Origin of the sequence: Micromonospora salmantinae (assembly GCF_022230905.1) — a bacterium.
Classification (GTDB): Bacteria; Actinomycetota; Actinomycetes; order Mycobacteriales; family Micromonosporaceae; genus Micromonospora; species Micromonospora salmantinae.
Genome location: NZ_JAKKFG010000042.1, coordinates 118,775 through 133,988, shown reverse-complemented (window position 1 = coordinate 133,988; position 15,214 = coordinate 118,775). Strand labels below are relative to the sequence as shown.

Sequence of the window (15,214 nt, the reverse complement as noted above, 5' to 3'; positions counted from 1 at the left end):
CGTCGTTCAGCCTCGGTTGCGGGCGTGCTGTTTGGCGGTGCGCTCGTTGCCGTGGCGGTAGTTGCCGGTCCAGCGGGCCATCACCAACTGCGGGTCGTCGTCGACCTCGGCCAGGAACTCCGCGGCTCGAGCGCCGCGCAGCGTGCCGGCGACCCGGCCGTGGGTGATCACCACAGTGCCGTCCGCCCGTTGCACGTGCCGGAATCCTGCTGCCGCTCCCATGGGGTGAGGCTGTCAGACCGACCGGCGCGGAGGCGACCGGGTTTCCGTGGCGCGGGCGCACGATCCCGATTGACGTCGAGGGACCGCACGGCTTAGATGGGCCAACTGAAGATCGACTGACGGGGATCACCACGATGGACATTCGTACCCGCGTCGCCGTGTCGGCGGCGCTCACCCTCGGCCTGCTGGCCGGCTGCGGCGACGACGCCGCCGATCCCGCCGGGTCCGCGGCCGGCGGCCCGGCCCCACAGGCCACGGGCGAGCCCTGGTACGACGAGACGACCCCGGCGTCGACCGGCGGCACCACCGGCGGCACCGGTTCCCCCTGCCCGGTACCGGTGACGTTTCCGCTGGCCGACGGGTGGACGGCGAAGGCGGTCGAGCCTGCCAAGGGTGAGCTGGCCGAGCTGGTCGGCGAGGCGCTCACCAAGCGCGGCGGCAGCACGGTGCGTTGCGAGGTGGACGGCCGCTCGGCCGGCGGCGGATTCCTGCGGATCTGGGCGGCGGACTCGCCGACTGTCACGCCGCGCGCCGCGCTGGAGAGTTTCGCCGCCGGGGCCGGCGAGACGGTCGCCGGTCAACAGTTCCGCGACCTCCGCGCCGGCGGCTTCGACGCCACCGAGATGACCTGGCTCGCCACCAACCCGCTGGCCGAGGAGGAGTCGCGGAACTGGGCGCTGGCCGTCCAGTCGGCGGGGCAGACGCTGGTCTTCGCGGTCAACGAGGGGCTGATCACCGAACGGACCGACGTGCTGCCGGCGTACCGGCTCGCGGTGCGAGGGCTCGCGAAGGGCGAGTGAGGTGGGCGCTGCGCCGTCCGCTCCCGGTCGGTCAGGTGCGACAGGTCGTCGCGGGCAGTCCGGGAACGGCCACCGGGGATCGGCCGCCCGGCCGGGCCTTGCCGGCGAGCACGGCGGCCAGGGCGGTCATCGACGCCCGGCTGGAGGAGTACGTCGCCAGCAGCGTCGGTGACTTCGCGTCGGCCAGCACGTACGGGGTGTCCATGGCGACCGTGACCGCCGCGTCGGGGCTCAGGTCCTTGGCGCCGTCGCCGTAGCCCACCAGGTGCACGATCGTGCCGCCGCTGGGCTTGACCTGCACCCCGGCGGCGGTCAGCGCGGCGGTGAGGGTGGCCCGGGTGCCGTCCCGACCGCCGGACGAGGTGACGGTGACCGGCCCGCGTACCGCTCCGCCGCAGGCACCCTTCAGCACCGTGACGGCGGCGGCGGCCAGCGCGTCGGCCGCCGCCCGGTGCTCCGGGGCGTTGAGCGTGGACATCTGCGCCGCCGGCAGCTCCGCGAGCTTGAACTTCATGGTCAGCACCCGCGTGACCGCCTCGACCAGCCGGGTGCGGGTCAGCGATCCGCCGCGCAGCGCGGCGAGCAGCCCGTCGTACGCCTGACCGACGTTCGGGGTCATCAGGATGAGGTCGTTACCGGCGTTGAGCGCCCGGACCGCCGCCTCGCCGGGAGCCCAGCGCATCGCGGGCGGCATGTTCATCCCATCGGTGATCACCACGCCCTGGAAGCCGAGTTGGCCGCGCAGGACGTCGGTGAGCAGCTTGTGCGAGAACGTCGCCGGGGTCCCCGGGTCGATCGCGCGCGCGTCCAGGTGACCGGACATCACGGCCATCGCGCCCGCGTCCATCCCGGCGGTGAACGGCGGCCACGCCCCGCTCTGCAACGCCGCGGCGGACTGGGTGAGCACCGGAAGGTCCTGGTGCGAGTCGTCGGCGCTGTGGCCGTGCCCGGGGAAGTGCTTCAGGGTGGCCGCGACCCCGACCGCCTGCAGGCCGCGGACCGCGCCGCCCACCTGCGCGGCGGCCTGCTTCGGGTCGGCGCCGTACGACCGGGAGCCGATCACGGTGCTGCGGGTGGCCAGCACGTCGGCCACCGGGGCGAAGTCGATGTTGATGCCCATCGCGGCCAACTCGGCGCCGGCGGCCCGCCAGGCGGCCTCGGTGAGCTTCGGGTCACCTGCCGCGCCGGCCGCGAGGGCGCTGGGCAGCACTGTGACCCCGTCGGTCACGCGGGTGACGACGCCGTACTCCTGGTCGGTGCCGATGAGCAGCGGCGCCGAACCGGCGGCGAGCCGACCGGCGGCGGTTCGCAGCCCGGCCGTGAGCTCGTGCACCTGCTTGGGGTTGTCGACGTTCGTGGTCTCCTGGTTGCCCTTGGTCGGGTCGTCGGCGCTGAAGCCGACCAGGATCAGGCCACCCAGTCGGTACTTGGCGATCATGTCGGCGGGGGTGTCCACCCCGGCGAGGGCCTGGTTACCGGCCGCCGAGCCGGCGGAGACCTTTGTCGCCGAGTCGCCGTACGCGTACGGCATCAGCACCTGGCCGACCAGGTCTTCGTCGGACAGCGTCGCCACCAGCGCGGCGGCGCGGCCGGCGGGGTCGCTGGCCGGCGGCGCGGCCGGGACGCTCGGGCCCGCGGACGTGCCGACCGGGCTGGGCGTCGGGGTGGGACGCTCCGGGTCACCTGAGCAGCCGGAGACGAGCAGGGCGGTCAGGGCGGCGACAGCGACACTGGCGCGCCACGGGCGATTCGACACGCCGCCCATCCCACCAGCTTCTCCCTTATCGGGGCAACTTGACCTTACCGGTCGTCACCGGTGTGACGGCCCACGGCCAGCGGCCGGCCGACCGGGTCAGCCAACCCGAGTGAGCAAGGTCACCGGGGCGCCGTCGCCGGCGTACCGGTAGGGCTCCAGGTCAGCGTCCCACGCCGTGCCGAGCGCCTTGTCGAGGGCGTGCGCCAGCGCCTCGGGGGCCCGGGAGGCCGCCATCAGCGCCCGAAGGCGGTCCTCGCCGAGCTGGATGTCGCCGGCCACGCCGACCGTTGCCCGGAACAGGCCACGGGCCGGCACGTACATGAAGCGCTCACCGTCGGCACCGGGACTCGGCTCCTCGGTGACCTCGAAACGGATCATGGGCCACTGCCGTAGGGCAGCAGCCAGCTCGGCGCCCGTCCCCGGACGACCGGTCCACCCGCACTCGGCCCGGCGTGCGCCGGGGTCGACGGGCTGACCCGTCCACTGCAGGTTGACCGGCGCGGCTAGGACGCGCGCGATCGCCCACTCGACGTGTGAGCACACGGCGAGCGGGGTCGAATGGACGTATACGACGCCACGCGTTGGCACGGTGACCTCCCGGAGAGCGAGGTGCGTCTTCCCCTACGACCTCGTCCACCCAGGTGGCTGCTGCAACACATGATGACTCCTGTGACGCGTGGTGCGCCAGGGAATCGGAAAAATCGCCGGGTGGAATAGCCGGACGGGTGGTCGCCGTTGCCTCTCAGGACACCGCGACGACCAGCATGATGTCGTGGTCCTGTACAGTTCCACCGGCGGCTTATGCCGCGTTACACCTTCGCGGGTCGAGTCACGTACGACCCGCACACAGCCCCCGGACGTCCAGTCCTCCCGTACGTCTTGCAAGGAGTACCTCCGTGGCGAGCAACACCTCTAAGACCGCGCGCGCGTCCGTCCGGGCCGGCCAGGCTGGCCAGGGTGGCGCCCTCAGCGTGCTGGGCGAGTTCAAGTACCTCATCCCGCTCAACGGCGGCAAGCACGCCTACGTGCGGAACCTGACCAACGGCAAGACCGCGCACCTGCGCACGGACTCCGACGCCTTCGTCGAGGAGATCCGCGTGCTGGCCGCCGCCGGCCACGCCGCCAAGATCCGGGCGGAGATCAACAACCTGGCTGCCACCCACCCGGGTGACGGCTGGGAGGCCACCGAGAAGCGCCTGGTCGCGGCCGGCGTCTTCGAGGGCTGAGCCCTCCCCCACCGCACCAACGAAACCGCCCGCCGGGAAGTCCCGCCGGGCGGTTTCGCACGTCCGGAGGGCTGCGCGGCGGGCCGGGTCAGCCTGGATCGAGCAGGGCGACCTCGCCGGTGGCCAGGTCGTAGAGGCCGCCGACCACTGCCACCCGGCCGGCGGCCACCGACCCGGCCAGCAGGACGTCCTCGCGCAGGGTGCGCACCGTGCGCCGGACGTGCCGGCGGATCGCCAGCGGCTGCACCGCCGGATCGTCGAGCCCCGCCTCGGTCACCGCCGGGGCGATCTCGTCCACCAGGTGCGCCAGCGACCCACCGGGACGTTGCCCGGTGCGCAGCGCCTCCACAGTGGCCTGCACCGCGCCGCACCGCTCGTGGCCGAGGACCATCACCAGCGGTACGCCGAGCTGGCCGACCACGTACTCGATCGAGCCGCAGACCGCGCGATCGAGGACGTGCCCCCCGGTACGGATCACGCAGATCGCGCCGAAGGTCTGATCGAAGATCGCCTCCAGCGGCACCCGGGAGTCGATACAGCCCAGCACCACTGCGTACGGCTGCTGGTCGCCGGAGGCCGCGGCGGCGGCCGTGACGTCGTGTCCGTGCACCGGCTGGCCGCTGACGAACCGCCGATTGCCGGCGAGCAGGTCGGCCAGCGCGGCGCGGGGCGTACCGCCGGCCTGCCGCCCCTGCCCCGACGTCGCACCCATGGGCGCTCCCGACGACCCCATGCCGTTCAGCTTGGCCCGCCGCCGTCCGGCACGGGCGAGGTCGGGAATCTTCGCCCCGGCGTGATTGGCGTGGTGTCATGGCGGGTAGCCGGTGTTACCGCCGGGTACCGGAGGTGCTGGTGGTACTGGGCGGCCCTGGGGAGGTGGCGATGCCGGAGCGGTTCGAGGTCGGTCTGCCGGACGGCGTACGGCTCAACGTCGAGGCGACGGGTCCGACGGATGCCCAGGTCACCGCCATCCTGCTGCACGGCTGGACGCTGGACGGGCGCGCCTGGCACCGACAGGTCGACGCGCTCACGGCGCCGCCGTTCAGCGGTGCGGTGCGGGTGGTCGCCTACGACGCGCGGGGGCACGGCCGGTCCAGTTGCATGGCGCTGCCCACTGCCACAGTGGCCCAGTTGGGTGACGACCTGGCCGCGGTGATCGACGCTGTCGCGCCGACCGGCCCGGTGGTGCTGGTCGGGCACTCGATGGGCGGCATGACGATCATGGAGTACGCCCACCGCCACCCCGCGCACTTCGCCGCCCGTACCGCCGGCCTGGTCTTCGTCTCGACCACCGCCGAGGGGCACACGCACACCGTCTACGGGCTCTCGCCGCGGATCGCCCGGTTGATCCGGTTGGCCGAGACGACCGGCGCCGGCGTGCTGGCCCGGTGTGGCTCGTGGCGCGCGCCCCGGGCACTGCTGAACGCGCTGCAACCGAGCATCCGGTGGATGCTCTTCGGTGACCGCTGCGAGCCGGCCGACATCCGCCTGGTGACGTCGGCGGTGGCTCGGGCCTCGCTGCGCTCGATCGGTGGGTTCCGCGCCTCCATCGGCACCCAGCACCGACTGGACACCCTCGCCGCGTTGGCCCACCTGCCGGCCGCCGCCCTGGTCGGCGACCGGGACCGACTGACCCCACCGCCGTGCGCCGAGTCGATCGCGGCCGCTCTGCCGGCCACCGAGCTGACCGTCTGCCCGGGCGCCGGGCACATGCTGATGATGGAACGTCCGGACGAGGTCAACGCCGCGCTCACCGCCGTCGTACGCCGGGTGCTCGCCGAATCGTCGCCGTCCCACCGTGGCGCGGCCCCCGCCGGGTCGGGTGCCTGAGCACGTTCGCGCACCTCGGGCGCGGCGGGTCGGGTCCAGGGCCGTACTCTTCTCGGTTGGCCCGCGCGGTTTCCGCCGCCTGCCGGCGACCTCTGAAGGAGCGTGCGTTGACCGACCAGACCGGCCTGGAGCAGGAGATCGCCGTCGAGCAACGACACCTCGACCGGGTGTACGCCAGACTGGCCGAGCTGCGGCAGTCGGCCGTCCGCGCCGAGCGTGACGGCTACCGGATGGCCCGGGTGGGCACGCACGGCGCTCTGGTCGAGCGCGACGCGATGGTCTTCCACGCGGCGCAGCGGCGGCACACCCTGGACGCCGAGCACGAGGGGCTGGTCTTCGGCCGGCTGGACCTGCGCGACCGTCAGGTGCTGCACGTCGGGCGACTGGGGATCCGCGACGAGAACGCCGTCACGCTTGTCGTCGACTGGCGCGCGCCGGCCGCGGCCGCCTTCTACCAGGCCACCCCGGCGCAGCCGCTGGACGTGGTGCGGCGGCGCACCATCCAGTCCCGTGCCGAGCGGGTCACCCGGATCGAGGACGACCTGCTGGACCCGACGGCCGCCCCGGAGGGGATGACTGTCGTCGGTGACGGCGCGTTGCTGGCCACCCTGTCCAAGGCCACCGGCCGGGGCATGCGCGACATCGTGGCGACCATCCAGCGGGAGCAGGACGAGGCGATCCGCTCGCCCGGTTCCGGGGTGACGATCGTCGCGGGCGGCCCCGGCACCGGCAAGACCGCTGTCGCCCTGCACCGGGCGGCGTTCCTGCTGTACTCCGACCGCAGCCGCTACGCCGGCGGCGGCATCCTGGTGGTCGGCCCGTCGTCGGTCTTCGTCGAGTACATCGGCTCCGTGCTGCCGTCGCTCGGTGAGGACACCGCGACGCTGCACTCGCTGGGCACCCTCTTCCCGGGGATGACCGCCACCCGCCCCGACCCGCCCGAGGTGGCGGCGGTGAAGGGCTCGCTGCGGATGCGCCGGGTGCTGGAGCGGGCGGCCCGCGACGCGGTGCCGGGCGGCCCGGGTGAGCTGCGGCTGCTCTATCGGGGCACGCTGCTGCGGCTGGACCGGGCCGCGCTGGACCGGATCCGGGACCGCGCGCTGCAACGCGGCGCACGACGCAACGAGGTGCGCCGGGCCGGTTTCGACGGGGTGTTCGCCGCGCTCTGGGCGCAGGCCCGTGAGCTGAGCAGCGGTCGGCTGCCGGAGCAACCGGCCTTCGAGGCGGAGATCGCCGAGCGCTCGGAGTTCCGGGAGTTCCTCAAGGCGTGGTGGCCTCGGCTGCACCCCCGACACGTGCTCGGCTGGCTGGCGCAACCGGACCGGCTACGCCGGTACGCCGGGGGGATCCTCTCCTCGGCGGAGATCCGGCTGCTCAACGCCGCGTACCGGAACCTGGACCCGGCCGGGCTGACGATCGCCGACGTGGCACTGCTGGACGAGTTGGACGCGCTGCTCGGTAAGCCCGCGCAGCCGGCCCGCGCGCGACGCGATCCGTTCCAGCTCGCCGGCGGCGTCCGTGAGCTGAGCACCCTCGGTGAACGGCAGCGGGCCGCCCGCGCGGCGGCCCGGGAGCGTCCGGAGGACTACCGGGAGTACGCGCACGTGGTGGTGGACGAGGCGCAGGACGTCTCGCCGATGCAGTGGCGGATGATCGGTCGACGCGGCCGACTGGCCTCCTGGACCGTGGTGGGCGACCCCGCGCAGACCGCGTGGACCGGCGATCCGGAGGAGCTGACCCGGGCCCGCGACCAGGCGCTGGGCCGGCGCAAGCGACACGACTTCACGCTCACCACCAACTACCGCAACTCGGCGGAGATCTTCGCGGTGGCGGCGGCGGAGATCCGTCGGCTCTACCCGGACCTGCCGCTGCCGACCGCCGTCCGCTCCACCGGGGTCGAGCCGGTGGAGCTGGTGGTGCCCGCGACGGGGTTGGAGACCGCGACAGTGGAGGCCGCCGCCGGCCTGCTGGCCGAGGTGGAGGGGACGGTCGGGGTGATCACGCCGGTCCCCCGCCGGGACGAGGTCGCCGGGTGGCTGGGCGCGCTCGGCGCGCCGAGGTTGCAGGTGGTGACCAGCCTGGAGGCCAAGGGCATGGAGTACGACGGGGTGGTGCTGGTCGCGCCGAGCGAGATCCGGGCGGATCCGGGCGCCGGGGTGCGCACCCTGTACGTGGCGCTCTCCCGGGCCACCCAGCGGCTCACCACCATCGACCCGACCAGCTGACGCGTGCCGACTGCCGCCGGCGCAAGGCGCTGTCCGTACACTTGCACACATAGCGATGTGAGCATACATTTGACCGGGTCCCGACCAGCGGCGGAAGGTGGTTCTCGTGGGCGCAGGTCATGACCACCACCATGGGTCCGTCGCCAATGCCGCACACCAGCACCGAGGTCGACTCTGGGCGGCATTCGGGTTGCTCACCACCCTGATGGTGGTCGAGGCGGTGGCCGCCCTGCACACCGGCTCGCTCGCCCTGCTCTCCGACGCCGGGCACATGTTCACCGACGTGCTCGGCATCGGGATGGCGCTCGCCGCCATCACGGCGACCCGGCGGGCCACCGGCGACCCGCAGCGCACCTTCGGGCTCTACCGACTCGAGGTGCTCGCCGCGCTGGCCAACGCCGTCCTGCTCTCCGGCGTCGCGATCTACGTGGTGATCGAGGCGATCCGCCGCTTCGGCGACCCGCACCAGGTCGTCGCCGGCCCGATGCTCGCGGTCGCCGTGCTCGGCCTGCTCGCCAACATCGCCGCCTTCGCGCTGCTGCGCGCCGGAGCCCGGGAGAGCATCAACCTCCAGGGCGCCTACCTGGAGGTGCTCGGTGACCTGCTCGGCTCGCTCGGCGTCATCGGCGCGGCGCTGCTCATCACCGTCACCGACTGGTGGTGGGCCGACCCCCTGGTCGCGGTCGCCATCGGCGTGTTCATCCTTCCGCGCACCTGGCGGCTGGCCCGCGCCGCCGTCCGCATCCTGGTGCAGGCCGCCCCGGAACACCTCCAGGTGACCGCCGTGCACGACCGGCTCGCCGCCGTCCCCGGTGTCGTCGAGGTGCACGACCTGCACGTCTGGACGCTCACCTCGGGCATGGAGGTGGCCTCCGCTCACCTGACCATGGCACCCGGCGCGGAGGTCGGCGCGGTGCTCACCGCGGCGCGTACGGCCCTGCACGACGACTTCCGCATCGAGCACGCGACGTTGCAGATCGAGCCCGGCGCCGCTTCCGGAGCGTGCGGCTCCATCGAATGGTGACGGAGCCGTAATTTTCCGTGCTGACGCACGCACCGTCCGTCACATTGGCTGCAGCGGCCCCATCCGCACCGGTAGGCTCGGTCCCGGCCTCCACCAGGCGGCGCCCTCCCGGCGCCGGTGGCGGTCGCCGCCTAATCGCCCAACTGGGCGAACCGGGGAACCATGTTCCTGGGGTGTATCCGCGTCAGCGGTAGGGATCTTCCGTCCCGAACCCGTCAGCTAACCCGGTCGGCGGCTGACGGAAGGACATGCGCAGTGGCACCAGCACGACCACCCGCCGCCCGACTGGCGGCACTGATCGTCGCGATGTTCGCCCTCGGCGTCGCGCTTCCGGCCGGCACCGCCTCGGCCTCCCCCCCGACCGGCCTGCGGGCCGCCGCACCCGACTCCGACGAGGAGGGCGGCACCCCGGCGTTGCGCGCCCAACTCGAGGCGGCCAGCAAGGGCTACCTGGACGCGAAGCGCGCCCTGGACACCTCCGTGCAACGGCAGAAGCAGCTCGCCACCCAGCTGACGACCATCGAGGTCGAGATCGGCCAGCGCAACGGCAAGGTCGGCGAGATCGCCGAGGTGGCCTACCGCACCGGCCGGCTCGGTGCGATGTCGGCGCTGCTCAACAGCAACACTCCGGAAGGCTTCATGGACCGGGCGGCCGCGCTGGACGCGGTGGCGGCCAACGAAGACCGGGTGCTGCGCGACCTGCTGAACAGCAAGGACAAGGCCAACCGCACCCGGATCGCCCTGGACGGCGAGATCAACGAACAGCGCAAGCAGGTCGCGGTGATGGCCAAGCGCAAGGAGCAGGCCGAACGGGCCCTGACCGTGGCCACCACACCCAAACCGCAGACCACCGCCGACGGCGGCTCCAACCGGGGCACCTCCAGCGCCAACGCAAAGGCCGCACCGCGCAACTCCGACGGCTCCTGGCCCTCCGAGTCGTGCAGCGTCAACGACCCCACCCCGGCCAACGGCTGCATCACCCCACGCACCCTGCACGCGCTCAACCAGGCCAAGGCCGCAGGATTCACCCGGTACGTCTCGTGCCACCGCCCCAGCGGCTCCGGTGAACACCCGAAGGGCCGGGCCTGCGACTTCGCGGCGCAGAAGGGCGGCTTCGGCGGGGACGCCACCGGCGGCGACAAGACGTACGGCAACAACCTGGCCGCGTACTTCATCCGCAACGCGGACCGGCTCGCCGTGCTCTACGTGATCTGGTACAGGCAGATCTGGCTGCCCAGCAGCGGGTGGAAGTCGTACAGCGGGGCGCACGGCACCCCGTCGACCGACCACACCAACCACGTACACCTGTCGGTCTACTGACCCACGCGTCGTGATGCCTGTGAGTCACCCCGGTGGCTCACAGGCATCACGTGCGTCCGGGGCCGGGCTACGTCGCCGGGCGTACCCCTGATGTCGTCGCTCGTCGGACGACCCGGCAGCGGTCGGCGGGCAGCATCGCGGTATGCCTCGGATCCGACCCAGCACCCGCAAGGCGCTGCTCACCCTGCACCTGGTCACCTCGCTCGGCTGGCTCGGCGCCGACCTGGTGCTGCTCACCCTCGGCATCGCCGTTCAGCGGGGCGCCGACCCGGCGGTGGTCTATCCGGTCACGGCCCTGGTCGGCACTGTGCTGTTCGCGCCGCTGAGCGTCCTGGTCTGGCTGATCGGCGTCGCCAGCTCACTGCTCACCCCGTGGGGCCTGCTGCGCCACCGCTGGGTGCTGGTCAAGCTCGTGCTGACCACGGTGATGGTCGGGCTGGTGCTGTTCCTGCTCACCCCGAACCTGCGTCACGCCGGAGCGGTCGGGGCCGCCCTGCCCGCCCGGGATCGCGCCGACCTGGTCATCGCGCCGGCGGTGTCGACCAGCCTGATGGTCATCGCGACTGTGCTGTCCACCTACAAGCCGTGGGGCCGGCGTCCCGCCACCCGAGCGGCCCGCACAACCCGTGATCGCGCCGCAACAACGATCTAGACGCAACCCCCGCCAAGCACGTCGCGCCCCGCCCTGCCCCGCGATCTTGCACTTACTGTCCCGACACATGTGGCATCCCACCGATATCGACAACCGAAACTGCAAGATCGACGCAGGGGGGCGGCGCGGGGCAGGGCGGGGCGGGGGGCTGGTCAGGCCGGGTTTGGGGGGGTGCCGGTGCGGTCGAGGGCGGCGCCCAGCCGGGTGGCGAGGGCGAGATGAGCGGCCTGGGCCTGGCGGAACGCGTACCGGAACAGCGGCGTCGGCGCGGTCAGGGTGATCTCGACGTCGATGCGGACCAGGCCGTCCGGCTCGGCGCGCAGTCGGGTGTGGTTTCGCACTGTGGTGGCCGGCCACTGGCGGGCCACCATGACGATCTCGTCGGCCTCGTTGATCAGCACGTCCGCGTGGTAGGTGGTCCGGAAGCGCAGCGGACCCGCCGCCAACCGGTCGTTGATCGTGTAGCTGGCCTGGGCGCCGGGCCGGGGCGGCACCCGGCGAACCCGGACGATCAGCGGATGCAGCTCGCCCTGCCGGGTCAGGTCGCTGAGCAACGTTGCCGCCTCGGCGGGTGAGCACCGGGCCTGGACGGTGTAGCTGAAGGTATCGCTGCTGAGCACACCGTCTCCCGCCGTCGTTGGTCGCCCGATCGTCCCGTACCGATGTCTGGCTGGCAACGCCCCGGGCCCTCAGCGCCGCGCGGACCGGGCCGATGCGACGACCCGCCACCACCTGCGCCACTAAGGTCGGTTAGTACAAAATCTTCCGAAGATGCCGGAGGGCGGCCAGCATGAACGGCGACGACCGATGAGCGGGCACGTGATGGTATTCGCGCCCACTCCACAGCTGACGGTGACCGTGGACCAGCCCAACGACCACCCCGAGCTGCACCTGCACCCTGGCGGGCAGGGCGTCTGGCAGGCCCGGATGGTGATCTCCCTCGGAGTCGACGTGGTGCTCTGCGCCGCCCTCGGCGGTGAGATCGGCCAGGTGCTGGAGCCGCTGCTGGTCAGCGAGGGCGTGGACCTCAAGGTGGTGGTCCGTGACTCCGGCAGCGGCGGGTACGTGCACGATCGCCGCGACGGCTCCCGGCAGGAGGTCGCCGACGTGCCCGGGCAGCCGCTGAGCCGGCACGAGATCGACGAGCTGTACAACCTCGCCCTCGGCGAGGGCCTACGGGCCTCGGTGAGCATCCTCAGTGGGCCGAACGAACCGTGGCTGGTACCGGCCGACCTGTACCGACGCTTCGCCGCCGACCTCGGCGCGAACGGTGGCCGGGTGGTGGTCGACCTCTCCGGCGATCACCTCGGTTCGGTGCTGGAGAGCGGGGTGTTCTTCCTCAAGGTGAGTCACGAGGAGTTGATCCGCGACGGCCGCGCCCGCAGTGACGACACCGAGGAGCTGACCCGGGCCATGTACGAGTTGCACGCGGGCGGCGCCGAGACGGTGGTGGTGAGCCGCGCCGACCAGCCGGCGTTGGCGCTCATCGACGGGGAGCTGTTCCAGGTCGAGATGCCCCGGCTGGAGGCCGCCGACCCACGCGGCGCTGGCGACTCGATGACGGCCGGAGTGGCGGCGGTCGTGGCCAAGGGCGGGGACATTCGGACCGCCATCCGCACCGGGGCCGCCGCCGGCGCGCTGAACGTGACCCGGCACGGCCTGGGCACCGGACGACTGGACTCGATCACCGGCCTGGTGGACCGGGTCCGGCTGGTGCCGGCGGACAGCCGGCAACAGGAGCGGACCACCCCGGACGAGTTGGCCGGCCGGGTGGTCGAGCGATGACGCTGCGGGTGTTGATCACCAATGACGACGGGATCGCCGCGCCGGGGATCCAGGCGTTGGCCTGGGCGGCACGGCAGCGGGGCCTGGACGTCGTGGTGGCCGCGCCGATGGAGGAGGCGAGCGGTACCAGCGCCGCGATGAGCGCCATGGAGCGCGACGGGCGAGTCGTCGTGAACGACCACCCGCTGCCGGACCTGGCGGGTGTGCCGGCGTACGGGGTCGCCGGGTCCCCGGGCTTCATCACGCTGATCGCCCTGCACGGGGCGTTCGGCCCACCGCCGTCGGTGGTGCTCTCCGGCGTCAACCGGGGCGCCAACGCCGGCCGGGCGGTGCTGCACTCCGGGACCGTGGGGGCCGCGTTCACCGCCGCCACCAACGGCTGCCGGGCGATGGCGGTCTCCCTGGACGTGCTCTCGGCCGGCGAGGCGACGGCCGCGAGCGGTGGCGCCGCCGTGGACGCCGCAGCCCGGGTACGCGACGCCGAGCGGCACTGGGGCACCGCCGCGCGGGTCGCCCTGGACCTGCTCCCCCGCCTGACCTCCGCGCCGATGGAGAGCGTGCTCAACGTGAACACCCCGGACCTGCCGCACGGGCAGCTGCGCGGGGTGCGGCGCGGCACCCTGGCCAGCTTCGGTCAGGTGCAGATGACGGTGGCCGAGTCCGGCCACGGGTTCGTCCGTACCTCGCTGGAGGAGCCGGGGCAGGCCGCACAGCCGGGCACCGACGTGGCGTTGCTGGCCGCCGGGTACGCGTCGGTGACGGCCGTCCGAGCGGTCACCGAGGCGACCGACATCGACCTGACCGGCCTGGACGAGCAGCCCTGACGGGGACGCCCGGCGCGTTCAGGCGCCGGGCAGCACCTCGGGGGTGGCAGCGCCGGCGAAGTAGGGCTCCGGGGCGCCGAAGAGGCCGAGCAGGCCGGTCACCCAGAGCTGCCGGTGCACGAACCGACTCGGCTCGGTGACCACCAGCTTGACGTCACTGACCTCGGCCGTCTGGAAGCCGGCGACCATGGCGCTGATGCCGACCGAGTCGATGAAGGTGACCAACCTCATGTTGAGTTCGATGCGCAGAGGGCGGCCTTTGGCCAGCACCTCTGCGATCGCTTCGCGCACCTCGTACGCTGTGTCGACGTCGATCTCACCCCGCGGGGCGATCTCCACGACACCACCGGACAGAACCGACTTCACGATCGACAGGCTCACGCGAGCACCTCCACCCGCCCGTCCCCCGGGCGCCTCATCAGTACGCGGGCCGCGACCGAGAGTATTCCTCCGACGGCCTCGGTCGCCACCCCTCGGGATGAGCAATTCGCGGATCCGGGCCCACAAAGCCACCCATATCCGCACTTTTCAGTATCTGATTACTCAAGACTTTTCGTTATCTGACCATCGACGATCGGTCGTGACCGGCCCGCCGCCGAACCAGGGTAGCGGTCCGGGCCCGGCGCGCCCGACAACCGGCCCATGACGTACGCCTGCCCCGTGTGCCGTCGGCGTGTCGCCCACCGCCGGCCGGCGCGACCCGTGCCCCGGTTGCCGACGCGCCCTAGCATCGACCGGGACACCACCGCGACGGAGAGGATCTTCGATGATCAAGCGACTTGCCGGGCTGGCCGGCGTCGGTGTTCTGCTCGCCCTCGTCCTGGCCTGCGGTTTCGGTGGCGGGGGCGACGATGACGACGATGACGACGATGACTTCGCCCGCGGTGTCGCCGTGTCGGCGGTGCGCTGATTCGGTGGCGCGCCGAGTCCCGGCGCGCCGAGCTACCGGTGCTCCGCGGAGGTCGGGGTTTGCGTCCGGCTGACGCGGGGCACTGCGGGGTAGGCGACACCGTGACGCGCTGGAAAGACGCCGAAGTCCGAAGTGGCCGGCGGCTTCGGCACCCGAGGAGGTAACCACGATGTTCGGAACCAACCTGCTGGACCGCCGCAGCAAGCCGGAGCGGATCGCGGACCAAGCCTGGGAGCACCTGCTCTCGGCCGTCAGCTATGCCGGAGACAGTGTGCGGGACACCGCCCGCTCGGCCCGCCAAAACAGCAGCGATCTTGCCGACGGGGCGGGTGACCTGGTGGGATCCGCCGCCGAGGAGGCGCGACGTCGCGCCTCGCTGGCCTTCGACGCGCTCGCCGGCCGTCAGCCGGCACTGCCGTGGACGCTCCTGATCGGCGCCGCGCTCGTCGGCGCGGCGGTCGGCTGGGCCGTCGGCTCCGCCGCGCGGGCCGCCGGCAGCCGGGACGACAGTGCCGTCGACGACGTGGAGTTCGTCGACGTCGACCGCCCCAACTCCCCCGCCATCTGAACGACAGCGCCACGGCGGGCCCCGATCGACTCAGGTCGATCGGGGCCCGCCGTGGCGCCGGGGTGGACCCGG

The 15,214-nt window shown here is 72.8% G+C and carries 17 protein-coding genes and 1 riboswitch; of the genes, 11 read left to right on the top strand and 6 right to left on the bottom strand.

Features of this window, described 5'->3' with window-relative positions:
* Positions 1 to 6: 6 nt before the first annotated feature.
* Positions 7 to 222: a hypothetical protein gene (locus PSH03_RS24470; RefSeq protein WP_238690536.1), complete on the bottom strand. Its 216-nt coding sequence runs from the start codon at positions 220 to 222 to the stop codon at positions 7 to 9.
* Positions 223 to 356: 134 nt separating this feature from the next.
* On the opposite strand from PSH03_RS24470, the gene PSH03_RS24465 reads away from it, so the two are divergent.
* On the top strand, positions 357 to 1,022 hold the full coding sequence (locus tag PSH03_RS24465; protein WP_238690535.1) for a lipoprotein: 666 nt from the start codon (positions 357 to 359) through the stop codon (positions 1,020 to 1,022).
* Positions 1,023 to 1,053: 31 nt separating this feature from the next.
* On the opposite strand, the gene PSH03_RS24460 is transcribed toward PSH03_RS24465, so the two are convergent.
* Positions 1,054 to 2,787 (bottom strand): glycoside hydrolase family 3 protein, encoded by a 1,734-nt coding sequence (locus PSH03_RS24460; protein WP_238690534.1) that lies wholly within the window; start codon positions 2,785 to 2,787, stop codon positions 1,054 to 1,056.
* A gap of 87 nt (positions 2,788 to 2,874) precedes the next feature.
* Entirely contained in the window at positions 2,875 to 3,366 is a 492-nt protein-coding gene (locus PSH03_RS24455; RefSeq protein WP_210783421.1) for a DUF3145 domain-containing protein, read from the bottom strand.
* A 308-nt stretch (positions 3,367 to 3,674) separates the two neighbouring features.
* Between PSH03_RS24455 and PSH03_RS24450 the strand changes: the two genes are divergently transcribed.
* Complete coding sequence (locus PSH03_RS24450) at positions 3,675 to 4,004, top strand: hypothetical protein (RefSeq protein ID WP_030330285.1); 330 nt, start codon at positions 3,675 to 3,677, stop codon at positions 4,002 to 4,004.
* Between the two features lie 88 nt (positions 4,005 to 4,092).
* Here the strand turns inward: PSH03_RS24450 and PSH03_RS24445 are convergent, their stop codons facing one another.
* Entirely contained in the window at positions 4,093 to 4,716 is a 624-nt protein-coding gene (locus PSH03_RS24445; RefSeq protein WP_238690533.1) for a carbonic anhydrase, read from the bottom strand.
* A gap of 170 nt (positions 4,717 to 4,886) precedes the next feature.
* On the opposite strand from PSH03_RS24445, the gene PSH03_RS24440 reads away from it, so the two are divergent.
* The 5 genes from PSH03_RS24440 to PSH03_RS24420 all read left to right on the top strand — a co-directional run bounded on the left by PSH03_RS24440 (position 4,887) and on the right by PSH03_RS24420 (position 11,055).
* The gene (locus tag PSH03_RS24440; RefSeq protein ID WP_238690532.1) at positions 4,887 to 5,834 is read left to right on the top strand and encodes an alpha/beta fold hydrolase; all 948 of its coding nucleotides are present in this window, start codon (positions 4,887 to 4,889) and stop codon (positions 5,832 to 5,834) included.
* Positions 5,835 to 5,941: 107 nt separating this feature from the next.
* Positions 5,942 to 8,059, top strand: a complete 2,118-nt coding sequence (locus tag PSH03_RS24435; RefSeq protein WP_238690531.1) for a HelD family protein — start codon at positions 5,942 to 5,944, stop codon at positions 8,057 to 8,059.
* 106 nt (positions 8,060 to 8,165) lie between these two features.
* A complete protein-coding gene (locus tag PSH03_RS24430) occupies positions 8,166 to 9,083 on the top strand; it encodes a cation diffusion facilitator family transporter (protein ID WP_238690530.1) in 918 nt (305 codons plus the stop codon).
* 118 nt (positions 9,084 to 9,201) lie between these two features.
* Positions 9,202 to 9,333: riboswitch (cyclic di-AMP (ydaO/yuaA leader) on the top strand.
* A 5-nt stretch (positions 9,334 to 9,338) separates the two neighbouring features.
* A complete protein-coding gene (locus PSH03_RS24425) occupies positions 9,339 to 10,403 on the top strand; it encodes a coiled-coil domain-containing protein (RefSeq protein ID WP_372494864.1) in 1,065 nt (354 codons plus the stop codon).
* A gap of 142 nt (positions 10,404 to 10,545) precedes the next feature.
* Positions 10,546 to 11,055 (top strand): hypothetical protein, encoded by a 510-nt coding sequence (locus PSH03_RS24420; protein WP_238690529.1) that lies wholly within the window; start codon positions 10,546 to 10,548, stop codon positions 11,053 to 11,055.
* A 152-nt stretch (positions 11,056 to 11,207) separates the two neighbouring features.
* Here the strand turns inward: PSH03_RS24420 and PSH03_RS24415 are convergent, their stop codons facing one another.
* On the bottom strand, positions 11,208 to 11,675 hold the full coding sequence (locus PSH03_RS24415) for an SRPBCC family protein (protein WP_238690528.1): 468 nt from the start codon (positions 11,673 to 11,675) through the stop codon (positions 11,208 to 11,210).
* Between the two features lie 202 nt (positions 11,676 to 11,877).
* On the opposite strand from PSH03_RS24415, the gene PSH03_RS24410 reads away from it, so the two are divergent.
* Positions 11,878 to 12,840, top strand: coding sequence for a PfkB family carbohydrate kinase (locus PSH03_RS24410; RefSeq protein WP_238690684.1), 963 nt, complete (start codon positions 11,878 to 11,880; stop codon positions 12,838 to 12,840).
* Positions 12,837 to 13,664: a 5'/3'-nucleotidase SurE gene (gene surE / locus PSH03_RS24405; protein WP_210783405.1), complete on the top strand. Its 828-nt coding sequence runs from the start codon at positions 12,837 to 12,839 to the stop codon at positions 13,662 to 13,664. The genes PSH03_RS24410 and surE overlap by 4 nt, the downstream gene beginning before the upstream one ends.
* Positions 13,665 to 13,682: 18 nt before the next feature.
* Here the strand turns inward: surE and PSH03_RS24400 are convergent, their stop codons facing one another.
* On the bottom strand, positions 13,683 to 14,045 hold the full coding sequence (locus PSH03_RS24400; RefSeq protein ID WP_030330302.1) for an STAS domain-containing protein: 363 nt from the start codon (positions 14,043 to 14,045) through the stop codon (positions 13,683 to 13,685).
* A 385-nt stretch (positions 14,046 to 14,430) separates the two neighbouring features.
* On the opposite strand from PSH03_RS24400, the gene PSH03_RS24395 reads away from it, so the two are divergent.
* Together PSH03_RS24395 and PSH03_RS24390 are read left to right on the top strand one after the other, a co-directional pair.
* Entirely contained in the window at positions 14,431 to 14,574 is a 144-nt protein-coding gene (locus tag PSH03_RS24395; RefSeq protein ID WP_158629639.1) for a hypothetical protein, read from the top strand.
* A 169-nt stretch (positions 14,575 to 14,743) separates the two neighbouring features.
* Positions 14,744 to 15,142: a hypothetical protein gene (locus tag PSH03_RS24390; RefSeq protein WP_112582570.1), complete on the top strand. Its 399-nt coding sequence runs from the start codon at positions 14,744 to 14,746 to the stop codon at positions 15,140 to 15,142.
* Positions 15,143 to 15,214 lie beyond the last annotated feature (72 nt).

Excerpts from the sequence above, each read along its gene's own strand:
- PSH03_RS24470 (WP_238690536.1), bottom strand. The coding sequence starts at position 222 with ATGGGAGCGGCAGCAGGATTCCGGCACGTGCAACGGGCGGACGGCACT.
- PSH03_RS24465 (WP_238690535.1), top strand. The coding sequence starts at position 357 with ATGGACATTCGTACCCGCGTCGCCGTGTCGGCGGCGCTCACCCTCGGC.
- PSH03_RS24460 (WP_238690534.1), bottom strand. The coding sequence starts at position 2,787 with ATGGGCGGCGTGTCGAATCGCCCGTGGCGCGCCAGTGTCGCTGTCGCC.
- PSH03_RS24445 (WP_238690533.1), bottom strand. The coding sequence starts at position 4,716 with ATGGGTGCGACGTCGGGGCAGGGGCGGCAGGCCGGCGGTACGCCCCGC.
- PSH03_RS24440 (WP_238690532.1), top strand. The coding sequence starts at position 4,887 with ATGCCGGAGCGGTTCGAGGTCGGTCTGCCGGACGGCGTACGGCTCAAC.
- PSH03_RS24420 (WP_238690529.1), top strand. The coding sequence starts at position 10,546 with ATGCCTCGGATCCGACCCAGCACCCGCAAGGCGCTGCTCACCCTGCAC.
- PSH03_RS24410 (WP_238690684.1), top strand. The coding sequence starts at position 11,878 with ATGGTATTCGCGCCCACTCCACAGCTGACGGTGACCGTGGACCAGCCC.
- surE (WP_210783405.1), top strand. The coding sequence starts at position 12,837 with ATGACGCTGCGGGTGTTGATCACCAATGACGACGGGATCGCCGCGCCG.
- PSH03_RS24395 (WP_158629639.1), top strand. The coding sequence starts at position 14,431 with ATGATCAAGCGACTTGCCGGGCTGGCCGGCGTCGGTGTTCTGCTCGCC.
- PSH03_RS24390 (WP_112582570.1), top strand. The coding sequence starts at position 14,744 with ATGTTCGGAACCAACCTGCTGGACCGCCGCAGCAAGCCGGAGCGGATC.